This is a genomic window from Paenibacillus chibensis (assembly GCF_004001045.1).
GTDB classification, from domain to species: Bacteria; Bacillota; Bacilli; order Paenibacillales; family Paenibacillaceae; genus Paenibacillus_AQ; species Paenibacillus_AQ chibensis.
This window is the reverse complement of sequence record NZ_BIMK01000006.1, coordinates 18,880-31,626: the sequence shown is the minus strand read 5'-3', so window position 1 is coordinate 31,626 and position 12,747 is coordinate 18,880. Positions and strand designations below refer to the sequence as shown.

Here is a 12,747-nt window from a genome sequence, read left to right as displayed (position 1 = left end):
ATAATCTCATTGTAAAACATCATCTATTTGTTCAGTTTTCAAGGAACTTGCTTTCTGCTTCATTCGACATTTTTCTCGGCGAAGCAGGTCTTTATTATATCATTTTCTCTCAATCAAGTCAACACTTATTTACTTAGCATTTCTTGATTTGAAAGGCGCCGTGTTCAGCGGCAAGAAATAATATACCACGGACAACAATAGGAATGCAACAGTTTTTTCGAAAAATAAATATGTTAAAATTTTCTTGATAGCAATCCTTCTTAAACGGAACCTAGTATACGATATTCCATACCGAATATTTACTTATATATAGAGCAAACTCATATCGATTTACGGGAGGGCTTAAAATGACTCAATGGCTCAACAAGCTTCGCAAAGGCGTCGGCAGAAAGCTGGCTGCCGTCCATCGCTGGAACGCCTGGATGATTGCTTTTCTTGCGCTAAGCGGCTTGATTCTTCCTTGGGGAGCCTGGAGAGAGATTCTGGGCGCGGGAAGAGTCTGGCTGAAATGGCTTCATGTCGGTGTAGGCCTTGCGCTGCTGCTACCGGTATTGTACTATCTATTGCTCGCCGGCAAGCCCTGGTCCCTGCTCAAAGGACGGCCCGCTCAAAAGTGGAATGTAGGCATCGTTCTATTGATCATGACAGGCTGGTTTCTGTCCGGAATCGTTCTATGGCAGTTCCGTGCCTTTGGACCACGATGGTCCAACGCTGCGCTGACGATTCATGACGCGTTTACCTGGATTGGCCTGCCTTATATGATCTATCATTCCGTCACGCGCACCCGTTGGCTCAAAGAAACTCATCGCCGGAGCGTCCGAACGGATCGACCCGCCCTACAATCGGCCAGTTCCTCTCCATCAGTTACGGAACCGCTATACACCCGCAGGGCATTCCTCCGTTCCGCCATCGGCGCAGGGTTTGCTATTGCGCTTGGCCCTTCCTTTGTGAAGTGGCTCGCGACCAGTTTCACTGCTGACGGCAATGTGGAAGATCTCCTTCAAAAGGACGGCAACCATTTGGTTCCAGCCCCTCAGCCCGCGGCTGATTCCCTCCCTCCCGTCGGTGGAGGCTCCAAAGGAAGGTTCCGGATTTATACGGTGACTCCGATTCCGGAATTCGATAATTCGAACTGGTCCTTTACCGTGGACGGACTCGTCCGCAAAACGCTGAAATGGAACTGGGAAGAATTCGTCAAGCTCACGCGCACCGTACAAGTCAGCAACTTCCACTGCGTCACCGGCTGGTCCGTCTACAACAATACCTGGGAAGGCATCCCGCTGAGGCACCTCCTTGCGCAAGCCGGAGTGGAATCCGCAGCCCAGACGGTCAAATTCTACTCTGGCGATGGCGTATATACCGATTCACTAACGATGAAGCAGGCACAAATGGATGATATCATGGTCGCGGTGATGCTTGACGGCAAACCGATTCCGAGCGATCTCGGCGGCCCGGTACGTTTGGTCGTTCCGCAGATGTACACCTATAAGTCCGTTAAATGGCTGAACCGGATCGAGCTCATAGCCGAGGATCATGTCGGATATTGGGAAGCACGCGGCTACGATAAGGATGCATGGCTTCCGGACGCCAAGCGGACATGACTGACTCTCATATGCAGTCTCACTAATCAGCGTCCAAGCGCCCTGCTCATGACCGCCGAAAACAAGGCGGCGGCTTTCCCGCTGCCTGCGGTCATGTAATGATCCGCATCCGTTCTGTCAAACCCCATCCATACTGCCCCGGTCCATTCCGGCGTATAGCCGACAAACCAAAGATCGCGGTTCCCCCTGCTGCTGACGCCGGGCAAGCCAAGCTGCGTCGTACCCGTTTTGCCCGCAACAGGCCGGCTCATTCTGGCCTTCATGCCTGTGCCCTCGTTCACGACGGCGCGCAGCATGCCTGTCATACTGTCCGCCGTCGCACGCGAGATGACCTGGCGCCCATCCGGTTGATAGGCATACAGCACCCGGCCTTTTGAATCCGTAACCTGCCGCACGAGATGCGCCTCACGATAAATACCTCCGCTCGCAAACACGCTGTAAGCCTGCGCCATTTTCAAGGGAGATACGCCGGCATGAACGCCTCCGAGCGCAATGGACAGATTCGCATCCTCAGGGGCAAGCGAAATGCCAAGCTTGGCGGCAAATTGTGTCGCCTTAGTAATCCCTACCTGCTGAAGCAGCCATACGGCGGGAGCGTTCACAGATTGCTGCATCGCTTGCCTCATCGTCATTTGTCCCTGATAGATACCGCTCAGATTTTGAGGCTTGTAGCTCCCGTACGCGATCTTACGATCCTGAAGCATGCTGTCCGGCGAGAATTTCCCGCTCTCAAGGGCAGGACCATAGTCGATAATTGGCTTAAAGGCGGAGCCCGGCTGCCTGGCATCGATCACCGCCCGGTTCAAGCTGCCTGCAGCAGGATTCCGGCCTCCGGTCAGCGCCACGACCTCCCCTGTCCGATGATCCATGACCACCATAGCTGCCTCGACCTGTTGATCCTTCCCATCCGGAGGAAAGAACTCCGGATTAGAGAAGGTGTGTTCCAGTGCAGACTGCGCTGACGAATTCATTCCCGTGACGATGGTATAGCCACCCGTCTTCAGATCTTCCAGTGTTTTGCCTGTCCGCTGTGCAGCTTCCCTCAGAGCAGCATCCATATAAGAGGCCCCGGACATGGTGTTACTCGCCTGCGCCGGCGGTTGATACTTCGTATTCATAGCGGTCATCATTTCTTCATGGGAAATCAGACCTTGCCGCTTCATGATGCCAAGCACTACGCTTCGCCTTTGTACGGGCAGATCGCCCTTATATAACGGATTGTAAATGGATGGTCCCTTCGGAATGCCGGCCAGGGAGGCGATTTGCGCCACGCTGAGCTTTTTCAGGTCGGTCACCCCAAAATAATGCTCCGCCGCCGCTTTGATGCCATATTGCCCATCCCCCATGTAAATTTCGTTTAAATATAATTCCAAAATATCATGCTTGGACAAGCGTTTCTCCAGCGCCAAAGCGATGGAAGCCTCATTCAGCTTGCGCAGCAGCGTTTGGTCCCGGTTCAGATAGAGGTTCCGGACCAACTGCTGTGTAATCGTGCTGCCGCCTTCCGAAATCCGCATATGGATGGAATTGGTATAGACCGCACGCGCAATCCCTTTGTAATCCAGTCCCTCATGCCCATAAAAGCTACGGTCCTCCACAGCCAAAAAAGTGTCCAGCAGCAACTCCGGCATATCCTCCAGACGTGCCCGGAGCCTGTAGCCCGATTCCGGCAGCGGTATTTTCCGAAGCTCGGTTCCATCCGAGGCTACCAGGATGCTCGACTGCGGCAGCACCAGCTTCTCGGGATGACGCCCCACGACGATGCCTCCATACGAATGGACATAAAACAGCCCTGCCAGCACCACCACCGCACCGATGACCGCAAGATCGAACGAGAAATACAAGCTTCCCATCATCTTACGCCAGGCTTTTCCCTGTATACTGTTCATGATGCCGTCATCAGGCTTTCCAGCAGCCTTTCCAATCCGTGCGCTTCCCTTTTCAACGCTTCCCTGTCAAGCTCTGATGGCAAACTGCCCGAATCCTCAGACTCCAATGCACGAAGTAGGGATTTGATTCGTAAGATGAAGGCCATGACCTCTTCGTTGTTTAGAAGCACGGACGTTTCGTTTGGGATGAGCGGTGTAGATATTCGCTCGGCTGAAATCGAAGCCATACTTGTACGGATGCGGCGCAGGTGTCCGGCCAATGCCTTCAGCTCTCCGCCGGAGGTAACCTCCAGTTCGCTGAAAGCGCCCCGATTCGCCAGTTCCTCCGCCGCTCTCACGATCTGCTTCATGTCACCCGCTAGCTTTTGCGAGCGAAGCATGAACAAACCTGCAAACACGGTAAAAAACAAGGCGGCGGCAATCGGCGTTCTGCCAATATAATTCACCAGACCATGCGCTAGCCTGGCCAAAAACGAATCGGGCGAAACGTGAGCATAGGACCAACTAAACACGCGGTAAGCCAAAAAGAGGACGACACCGCTCAGCAAAGCGCTTCCCGTCAGTATGTACAGATAAGCGGCGCGAACCGTTAACCATTTTCTCAAGACTTGGACCTCCTCCCTGCATAAGGGGAAAACGACATCAACCTATGCACAAAAGGATACCGGCCAATTCTTAATAAACACCCGCGAAATTCTTAACATTCCCTTAAAATAAGCCGCAAATAGGAATCGGGCTCCAAGAAGGAAGACCATGCTGCGAACTCCATGACTCAAGGCTAGTCTTCAGCCACCGGAAAACGGGTGACAAAGTCCGTCCGGTACATATCGCTTTGAGCCGTAATGCTTCCTTGATGACGGTCGATAATTCCCTTGGCGATGGCCAGGCCCAGACCCGATCCGCCGGTATGCTGCGAACGGGATCGTTCCGCCCGGTAAAAACGTTCAAAAATATGCGGGAGGTCTGTCTCCGCGATCATCTCTCCAAAGTTGCTGATCCGTACCACTGCCTGATCTCCTTCCCGTTCAAAGGATACCTCCAGCTTCTTTCCCTCTCTGCCATACCGGATTGCATTGGCGATCAGATTTTCATAGGCTCTTACCAGTTCATAAGGTGCTGCCAGAATCCATAATGCTTCCCGGGTATGATCTTTGATCGTGCAGGCCATGTCCGCCATGTCCAGATCCGGCACAGCCTCCTCGACCAGCTGGCGCACGAACGCCTTCAGATCAAGCCTCTCCAGCACAAGCGGCGGACCGCCGCTGTTGACCCGTGTATATTCGAACAAATCATCGATCAGCTTGCGCAGCACCTGAGTTTTCTGATAAGCGATATCCACGTAATACCGCATCTCCATCTCGTCCCGGCAGCGGTCCTGCTCAATATACTCCAGAAAGCCGAGCACCGAAGTCAAAGGGGTCCGCAAGTCATGGGAAACGCCTGTAATGAGCTCGTTTTTCGACTGAACCGCCGTCCGCTCCTCCATCAGGGAATGCTCCAGCCGCTCGGACATGATATTGATATTTTCGGCAAGTACGCCGAGCTCATCCGTTGTTCGGACCTCAATCCGGTGGGGCTCTCCTACCTTGGTCATTTTTTGGATGCCTGCGGTGATCTCCTCGAGATAGGAGATGATTTTACGCGTGAACAGAAAAAAGAAGATCAAAAAACTGACTACTCCCGCAGCGAAAAGCAGCGGCGCCGAGCCAATGTGGTTAATGATCCATTTCAGCGCCGTCGTGTATGGGGACGGTTTCGTCTCGGGACTCACGTAAAGCGAGGAATTCACCAGCTGATAGACCGCCGTCAGCAGCGCTGCGCCGGACAAAATGCTTAATATAAAAGCCCAAATGAATTTCCAGCGGATCGTGTTGATGTATTTGGCGTTCATCTGTTCATCCCACCTCCAGCTTTCAGGACGGCCCGTCCAATTTATAGCCTACTCCCCACACCGTCTGCACGTAGCGTGGGCGTTTCGGGTCAACTTCTACTTTTTCGCGGATTTTGCGCACATGGACCATGACCGTATTCCCCCCGTCCAAAAAAGGTTCATTCCATACGTTGTTGTAAATCTGCTCCATGCTGAGCACTTGTCCCTGATGCCTTGCGAGCAGCTCCAGAATCGCGAATTCCCGTGGCGTTAATTTGATCTTCCTTCCGTCTGCGCAAACTTCGTGCTTGCCGGTGTCGATGACCAGATCCTCGAAGACCAGCTGATCCTCGTTCCCCTTCACCGATGCTTCTTTATTGAGTTTATGATAGCGGCGCAGCTGCGATTTGGCTCTGGCCACAAGCTCCAGCGGGTTAAAGGGCTTCCCGACGTAGTCGTCTGCGCCGATGCTGAGCCCGTGGATCTTGTCCATGTCCGTATTTTTGGCAGACAGCATGATGATCGGCACATTGCGTTCCTCGCGAATTTTCATGCAGGCGGCTATCCCGTCAAGCTTCGGCATCATCACATCCAAAATGATCAGATCGACCTCTTCCTGCTGGAGCCAGCGCAGCGCTTCCAATCCGTCATAAGCTTTCAGGAGCCGGAATCCTTCATTGGAAAAATAAATATCGAGCAGCTTAACGATTTCCTTCTCGTCATCGACGATTAATATGGTTTCTTTTCTCACAGAAAGGTCCTTTCGAATCTCATATGCATTCATTTTTTCTTTATATTAACAAAGATTCCAAGGATGTGGCGCCCCTAAAAACGACAATGTCGGCATGAAGGACAAACAAAAAGCCCTGAACCCTTTTTTCGAAGGGTCAGGACTTTCTGGTCGAATCCTAACATTGTTAAGCTTCTTCGTTCAATAAGCGGACAAATTCATCCTCGTCCTCGATCACCTGGATGCCGAGCTGTTGGGCTTTGGCCAGCTTGCTGCCGGCCTTTTCGCCCGCAATGACCAGATCCGTTTTCTTGGATACACTGCCAGTCACCTTCGCTCCCAGCGCTTCCAGCTTCTCGGCCGCCTCATCGCGGGTCAGCTGATGCAGTGTCCCGGTCAGTACGACCGTCTTGCCGCTGAAGAAGGAGTCCGTACTTACGACTCTCGGCGCTTCCGGCGCCTTGGCTTCGACGCCCAGCGAGAGCATTTTTTCGATTCCCGCCTGCATGAACGGATCCGCGAAGAAACCGACGATGCTGTCGGCAACGATCCCGCCCACATCCGGCAAGGCGATCAATTCCTCCACTGTCGCATTCATGATGGCGTGCAAATCGCGGAAATGCTCCGCGAGCATTTTGGTCGTTGATTTGCCGGTGTTCGGGATGCCAAGCGCAAACAGGAAGGAAGCAAGGTCTCTGCTTTTGCTCTGCTCCAGCGCCTCCAGCAGATTGTTCGCCTTCTTCTCGCCAAAGCGGTCGAGCTTGATCAAGTCCTCGAACGTCAGTGTATACAGGTCCGCAGGCTCACGCACATTCAGCTCGTTGTACAGCTGCTCGGCCGTCATCACGCTGAATGTCTCAATATCCATCGCATCCCGCGACGCAAAGTGGGTGATCCGCCCGATAATCTGTGGCTTGCAGTCCAGGCGGTTATTGCAGAACAAATGGGCGCCGCGCTGCTCCAGCGGAAATCCGCAGGCCGGGCAGTTTTCCGGGTAGACGATCTCTTCCCCATCGCTCTCCTCGGTCACTTTCCCCAAAATTTCCGGGATGACATCGTTGGAGCGGCGGATAAAGACGCGGGTGCCCAGCGCATGCTTGAGATTTTTGCGTTTGATATCGCCGATGTTATTGAGCGTGCAGTTCTGCACGGTTACCCCGGCAAGCTCGACGGCTTCCACGCGCGCTACCGGCGTGATTTTACCCGTACGTCCCACTTCCCAAGAAACGGATTCCAGCACGGTCGTCGTTTCTTCCGCTTCGAATTTGTAGGCCACCGCCCAGCGGGGGAATTTGTCGGTATAGCCCAAAGCCTCACGCGTGCGCATATCGACGATTTTGATGACGGCCCCGTCGATGAGATAGTCCAGGCTGGAACGGCGTTCCTGGATATCCTGGAGCTGCTCCATCACGTCGTCGAAACGGGTGAAGTACGTAATATACGGATTCACTTTGAAATGATTGTCGCGCAGGAAATCCATCATTTCCTTGTGGCTGTCAAAGCGAATGTTATCGGAGTAACCGACATTGTAAAAGAAAGCGCTCAGGCGGCGTTCCGCCGTCGTCTTCGGATTCAGGTTGCGCAAAGCGCCAGCAGCCGCGTTCCTGGCATTCTTCAGCGGCTCGGCAGCCGTCTGGTTATAGCTCTCCAGCACCGACAGGTTCATGATGCCCTCGCCCTGCACCTCAATCGTACCTTCCTTATACGGAATGCTGAGCGGAACGGACTTGATCGTCTTGACTTGAGCCAGGATGCCCTCGCCGACAACGCCGTTGCCGCGGGTTGCCGCCTGCACCAGCCTGCCGTCCGTATAGGTCAGGTTCAGCGTCAGTCCGTCGAACTTCAGCTCTACCGCATAGCTCAGCTCAGGCAGCGGATGGTCCGGGTTTTTGCTGTTATAATCAGCCACAAGCCGGGTGGCCCGGGCGTTCCAGCTTCCCAGCTGCTCGATATTTTGCGCTTTGTCCAAGCTCCAGAGCGGAGCCAGGTGACGGTGCTGTGCAAATCCCTTCAGCAGTTCGCCGCCGACGCGCTGGGTAGGGGAATCCGGCAGCGTAATGCCGCTCTCCTTCTCCAAGGCGACCAGCTGGTCATACAGGGAGTCATACTCTTTGTCGCTGACCAGCGGCTTATCCAGCGTGTAATAATGATAGCTGTACTTATTCAGCTCGGCGACGAGCTGCTCCATGGTAAACATCGGATCCATGCGGGGATCATCCCTCCGTCGCAATTAATTTTTTTGAAAAATATATAATCTTTCTATCCTTCCACTTTCGTGATCGGCGCAAACCCTGCAAGCAGACGCTTCACGCCGACAGGCGCAGGAAAGGCGATTTGCAGCTCGGTATCGTTGCCGCTGCCTTTCACAGACACGATCGTGCCCGTGCCCCACTTGCCGTGGGAGACTTTGTCGCCGGCCTTAAGCGCGGTCAGATCCGCTGTGCTGCCGACCGCCGCGGCCTGATGCGGCACGGAGGTCGTCATCGTCACTTTGGTCTGCGAGCCGGTTGCCGTTGCGGTCGATCCGCTTAGCGACGAGTTGCCGGCGCTTCGTCCGAAATTGCTGCCGCTGCCGCCGAATCCCCGGCCGCCGTACGAGCCGCCGATGTTACCGCCGCGACGGTAACGGTCACGGGCTGCGCCGGCTTCCTCTTTGAGCTCCTCGGGGATTTCGTCCAGGAAGCGTGAAGGCGGGTTGGCCGTCGTACGTCCAAACAAGGTGCGCATCTGCGCACAGGTAAGGAACAGCTGCTTTTCGGCCCGCGTAATGCCTACGTAAGCCAGACGCCGCTCTTCTTCCAGCTCTTCGTTGTCCTGGAATGCGCGGCTGTGAGGGAACACGCCCTCCTCCATGCCTACAATAAAGACCACAGGGAACTCGAGGCCTTTGGCGCTGTGCATGGTCATAAGAATCACCGCATCCGACCGATCCTCTTCCTCGTCTTTCACCGAGTCAATGTCGGCAATCAGCGCGAGGTCGGTCAGGAAGGATACGAGCGATTTGTCATCGTTATTTTTCTCAAATTCCATCGTCACGGACAGGAACTCGTCGATATTCTCCAGGCGTGAACGCGATTCAATCGTATTTTCCCGCTGCATGTCGATGCGGTACTGGCTCATCTCCAGCATTTTTTCGGTAAGCTCCGTTACGGACAGATAGTCCACCATCTGGCTCAGCGCTGCGATCATGTCATAGAATTCAACCAGCGCGTTCCGCGTTTTGCCGGCGAAACCCAGGTCGTCCACAACGGCAAGCACCTGAAAAATGGAGACTCCACGCTCGGCAGCCGCGGCGCTCAGTTTGGCCACGCTCGTGTCGCCGATGCCTCTTTTCGGTACATTAATGACGCGGACCAAGCTGAGATCATCATCCGGGTTGGAAATCAACCGCAAATAACCGAGAATGTCCTTAATCTCTTTACGATCATAGAACTTGATGCCGCCCACGATCTGGTACGGGATATCCGACTTAATCAGAATTTCCTCGATGACCCGGGACTGGGCATTCGTGCGGTACAGAATGGCGTGATCCTGATAGGACTTGCCCTGATTGACGTTCTTGCTGATTTCCGACGTTACAAAGTAACCCTCGTCATGCTCGGAATCGGCGCGGTACACCTTGATCTTGTCGCCGTCGCCTTTATCCGTCCACAGCTTCTTCGGCTTGCGTCCGCCGTTCAGCTTGATGACTTCGTTTGCCGCGTTCAGGATCGTGGAGGTAGAACGGTAATTCTGCTCCAGCATGATCGTCCGCGCTTCCGGATAATCCTCCTCAAAGTTCAGGATGTTGCTGATATCGGCGCCGCGCCAACGGTAGATCGACTGGTCGCTGTCCCCGACCACGCAGATCCGGTGATGGCCGTCCGCCAGCATCCGGCAGAGCATGTACTGCGCGCGGTTTGTATCCTGATATTCGTCGACGTGGATGTATTGGAACTTTTTCTGATAGAAATCCAGAACGTCCGGGACTTCCTTAAACAGCTGAATCGTCGCCATGATCAGATCGTCGAAGTCGAGCGAGTTATTGCTTTTCAAGCGGCGCTGATACATGGTGTATACCTTGGCCGCGATGCTTTCGATGTAATCGCCCGCCTTTTGCTCATACTGTGCAGGCGTGATCAGTTCGTTCTTGGCGGTGCTGATCAGGGAAAGAATGGCTTTCGGCTCGAATTTCTTCGTGTCGAGGTTCAGATCCTTCATGCAGTTCCGCACGAGCGAGAGCTGATCCGTCGAGTCCAAAATGGTGAAGTTGGAGTTGAAGCCGATGCGGTCGATATCTTTGCGGAGAATGCGCACGCACATGGAGTGGAACGTGGAAACCCAAATGTCCCGGCCTTCGCCGCCGACCAGCTTCGTCACGCGCTCCTGCATCTCCCTTGCCGCTTTATTGGTAAAGGTAATCGCCAAAATGCCCCAAGGCGGAGCCTTGCGGGTGGCAATCAGATAGGCGATGCGATGCGTCAGCACCCGCGTCTTGCCGCTTCCCGCTCCGGCCAGGATCAGCAGCGGTCCTTCCGTCGCTTCGACGGCCTGCTGCTGCGGCGGATTCAATTTTTTAATAGCTTCTTGTATATCAATCGGTTGCATGCGCGCATGCTCCTTCCTGAATGTGTTTTACTTTTGCAGCGCTTCTTCAATACGATTCGGTACCCACCGCTGCTTTTCTGCTTATCAAGACTCGCTGCTCGCAATTACTTCACGGCCTTGACGGTGAGCAGCGCCTGTTTCAAATTGTCGTACACCACGTTTCCGACCACGATCGTATCGCAGACGGCTGCTGCCTTCGCCGCGGTTTCCGCATCCACGATGCCTCCACCGTAAAACAGTTTGGCGGCATTCACGGATTGATGTATTTTTTTGACCGTATCCATGTCTCCAAAGCTTCCGCTGTACTCGACATACACCACCGGCAGCGACATTAGCTTATCTGCCACCTGGGCGTACGCAGCTGCGCCCGCTGCATCCAGCTCCGTCTGGGCCCCGGTCATCCGGGCTACGGTCGAATCGGAATTCAAAACAATATAGCCTTCGGGAACAAGCAGATCCCATGGAATCATATAGCCGTATTCCTCCACGGCCCGCTGATGCTGCCCTGTAATCCACATCGAATCCGCAGTGTTCATCACCATCGGAATCATGTACAGATCAAAGCCGGGCACAATCATCTCCAGATTGGAAACCTCCAGCACGCAAGGAACCTCGTAACGCCGCACCCGCGACAGCAAATCCACCGTATTGTCATACGTCACACCGCTCGAGCCGCCTACCATAATGGCATCGGTTCCGGACATGCACACCGCTTCCAGCGCGTTATCATCTATTTCCCGGTCGGGGTCCAGCTTAAAGACATGTCTCCAGGGTTTAATCATCTGCTTCAAACGTCATTCCTCCACGACTTTTCTTCATGAATCTAGTCTATGACAGCGAGGGTGGAGTGTCAATTTGTTGTTCGCATGGGATGCGAACATTTTTATGGAATTTCCAGCAAAATCACCCCACACCGCGGGGCCTTGCTTTCGAAGTCCTTTCTAGTCTTTTATAGTGACCCAGGTAAGGGGATGAATTCTAATGCCAAAAAAAAGATATGCTTCGAGCGGAAGCATACCCTTCATAAATTTCACCCTGACCATAAAGCCGGGGGATCGTCCCTTTTTGAATCTGCATCTGTCCTGTTACTTTCCAAATGCGTACAGCCAGCTTGTGGACTCGACATCTTTTTCCGTTAAAAAATCCGAGTACACCCCGGTTACACCCATCCGCTTCAGCTTACTGACGTCCGAAGCCTTGTTAATCGTGTTGACATACGCGGCGGCGCCGGCCTTCTTAAGCTTGGATACAAAGGCACGCGTCACGCGCTGCTCGGGAATCGTTACGGCATCGATCTCATGATTTCCGACGAATTCGATGACCTCTTCATCCGTATCTTTGGTCGCGTACAGCGTGTAGATCAGCGACGGAAACGAATAGATGTCCTGTACCGTTTTCAGCATCGGCTGGTTGTAGATCTGGGGCACCACCCGCTCCAAAAGCTCCGGATTACGCTCTTTTGCCGCGTGCACCAGCATTTCCAGCTCCCGCTTCATATCCTCCGGTTCCTGCTCCTTCGTATCGGTCACGATATAGATGTCGGGATAACGCTCCATCAGATCCATAATGTCTGACCAGCTCAGCGGATCATAAGCTCCGAGAATTTTGCTCTCCTTGAACTCCTCATAGCTTAAACGCGCCGCTTGGCGTTCCTTCGGAAGCTTGTCCTCCTGCTCCAGGAGCTGCGTCATATGCTGCGTCCATTCGTGCCGGGCGACCAGCTTGCCGTCTTCCGTCAGCAGCAGGTCCACCTCAAACACGTGGTTGCCTTTTTCATAGTTGGCGATAAACGCCTCGTATGAATTGGTATATGCGTGATCGTGAATGCCTCCCATGGCATGGGAGATCACTTGATAATCGGTAAAACCGCCGCTCGATTCCTCCGAGCTGCTCCGCGGAACCCAGCATAACAGCCCGGCAGCTCCGACCAGCAGGATCAAGGCGATCCATCTTCGCATGAGGTTCACATCCTTTACGCCGTCCTTGTTGTTTACTTAATGTTAAGAAGTAACTTTACAAAGGATTTACCCCGCAAGGAGGAAGGTCAAACGAGGGGATATTTGGGAGGGA

General features: G+C 53.7%; 9 protein-coding genes. 1 reads left to right on the top strand and 8 read right to left on the bottom strand.

Translation table 11 applies throughout. The features are described from left to right. The first annotated feature begins 347 nt into the window (after positions 1-347). A complete protein-coding gene (locus PCH05_RS06475; RefSeq protein ID WP_127601562.1) occupies positions 348-1,601 on the top strand; it encodes a molybdopterin-dependent oxidoreductase in 1,254 nt (417 codons plus the stop codon). Between the two features lie 26 nt (positions 1,602-1,627). Here the strand turns inward: PCH05_RS06475 and PCH05_RS06470 are convergent, their stop codons facing one another. From PCH05_RS06470 to PCH05_RS06435, 8 genes are all read right to left on the bottom strand, one after another. Next, positions 1,628-3,490 carry a transglycosylase domain-containing protein gene (locus tag PCH05_RS06470; RefSeq protein WP_127601561.1) on the bottom strand — a complete coding sequence of 621 codons (1,863 nt, stop codon included), beginning with the start codon at positions 3,488-3,490 and terminating at the stop codon, positions 1,628-1,630. Beyond that, on the bottom strand, positions 3,487-4,095 hold the full coding sequence (locus PCH05_RS06465; protein ID WP_127601560.1) for a hypothetical protein: 609 nt from the start codon (positions 4,093-4,095) through the stop codon (positions 3,487-3,489). Before PCH05_RS06465 ends, PCH05_RS06470 begins: the two co-directional genes overlap by 4 nt. 173 nt (positions 4,096-4,268) lie before the next feature. Next, positions 4,269-5,381, bottom strand: coding sequence for a sensor histidine kinase (locus PCH05_RS06460; RefSeq protein ID WP_127601559.1), 1,113 nt, complete (start codon positions 5,379-5,381; stop codon positions 4,269-4,271). Positions 5,382-5,403: 22 nt separating this feature from the next. Continuing rightward, entirely contained in the window at positions 5,404-6,144 is a 741-nt protein-coding gene (locus PCH05_RS06455; protein ID WP_371860521.1) for a response regulator transcription factor, read from the bottom strand. Between the two features lie 133 nt (positions 6,145-6,277). Then, positions 6,278-8,296, bottom strand: coding sequence for an NAD-dependent DNA ligase LigA (gene ligA / locus PCH05_RS06450; RefSeq protein ID WP_127601557.1), 2,019 nt, complete (start codon positions 8,294-8,296; stop codon positions 6,278-6,280). A 53-nt stretch (positions 8,297-8,349) separates the two neighbouring features. Then, positions 8,350-10,677: a DNA helicase PcrA gene (gene pcrA, locus PCH05_RS06445; protein ID WP_127601556.1), complete on the bottom strand. Its 2,328-nt coding sequence runs from the start codon at positions 10,675-10,677 to the stop codon at positions 8,350-8,352. 104 nt (positions 10,678-10,781) lie between these two features. Beyond that, positions 10,782-11,459 (bottom strand): heptaprenylglyceryl phosphate synthase, encoded by a 678-nt coding sequence (gene pcrB, locus PCH05_RS06440; protein ID WP_371860522.1) that lies wholly within the window; start codon positions 11,457-11,459, stop codon positions 10,782-10,784. Positions 11,460-11,762: 303 nt separating this feature from the next. Further along, positions 11,763-12,635 carry a phosphatidylinositol-specific phospholipase C/glycerophosphodiester phosphodiesterase family protein gene (locus PCH05_RS06435; RefSeq protein WP_127601554.1) on the bottom strand — a complete coding sequence of 291 codons (873 nt, stop codon included), beginning with the start codon at positions 12,633-12,635 and terminating at the stop codon, positions 11,763-11,765. Between the last annotated feature and the right edge of the window lie 112 nt (positions 12,636-12,747).

What these genes read in the sequence shown, in the direction of transcription:
- PCH05_RS06475 (WP_127601562.1), top strand. Translation starts at nt 348, where the DNA reads ATGACTCAATGGCTCAACAAGCTTCGCAAAGGCGTCGGCAGAAAGCTG.
- PCH05_RS06470 (WP_127601561.1), bottom strand. Translation starts at nt 3,490, where the DNA reads ATGAACAGTATACAGGGAAAAGCCTGGCGTAAGATGATGGGAAGCTTG.
- PCH05_RS06460 (WP_127601559.1), bottom strand. Translation starts at nt 5,381, where the DNA reads ATGAACGCCAAATACATCAACACGATCCGCTGGAAATTCATTTGGGCT.
- PCH05_RS06455 (WP_371860521.1), bottom strand. Translation starts at nt 6,144, where the DNA reads ATGAATGCATATGAGATTCGAAAGGACCTTTCTGTGAGAAAAGAAACC.
- ligA (WP_127601557.1), bottom strand. Translation starts at nt 8,296, where the DNA reads ATGGATCCGATGTTTACCATGGAGCAGCTCGTCGCCGAGCTGAATAAG.
- pcrA (WP_127601556.1), bottom strand. Translation starts at nt 10,677, where the DNA reads ATGCAACCGATTGATATACAAGAAGCTATTAAAAAATTGAATCCGCCG.
- pcrB (WP_371860522.1), bottom strand. Translation starts at nt 11,459, where the DNA reads ATGATTAAACCCTGGAGACATGTCTTTAAGCTGGACCCCGACCGGGAA.
- PCH05_RS06435 (WP_127601554.1), bottom strand. Translation starts at nt 12,635, where the DNA reads ATGCGAAGATGGATCGCCTTGATCCTGCTGGTCGGAGCTGCCGGGCTG.